Origin of the sequence: Hymenobacter terrenus (assembly GCF_000972495.1) — a bacterium.
Taxonomy (GTDB): domain Bacteria; phylum Bacteroidota; class Bacteroidia; order Cytophagales; family Hymenobacteraceae; genus Hymenobacter; species Hymenobacter terrenus.
The window spans coordinates 1-382 of sequence record NZ_LATM01000157.1; the positions used below are offsets into that span (position 1 = coordinate 1).

The following is a 382-nucleotide window of genomic DNA, read 5'->3' on the forward strand; positions in this document are numbered from 1 at the left end:
TTCCTGGCACTCGGCGTCGAGCAGGTGGCGCTCCTCCTCGTTGGTGATTTCGCCGTAGCTGCCGCCGATGTTGGAGTGCACGCCGGGCAGCACGAGCTCATAGCCCTTGCCCACCTGCAAGGAGCTGGTGATGTCGGTGAGCGAGAAGTTCTCCCGGTACTCGTTGGCCGCGGCCAGGTGCACCACTTTCTCCGGCACGCCGGCCAGGTCCAGGCCCAACTCGGCCACGTCGCTGCCAAAGCCCGTTAGCGTGAAGCCATACGAGGAGACGGTGTCGAACACCCCCACGAACTTGATTTTAACTTCCGCCTGAGGGATGCCCAGGCGGGTCGCCAGCGGCGTTTTATCGTTGAGCAGCGAGACGAAGTGCCGTGCCGCCGTC

The 382-nt window shown here is 64.1% G+C and carries 1 protein-coding gene; it reads right to left on the bottom strand.

Features of this window, described 5'->3' with window-relative positions; all coding sequences use genetic code 11:
* On the bottom strand, window positions 1–382 hold a 382-nt coding region (locus tag WX88_RS26930), incomplete at both ends, for a phospholipase effector Tle1 domain-containing protein (RefSeq protein WP_046247525.1).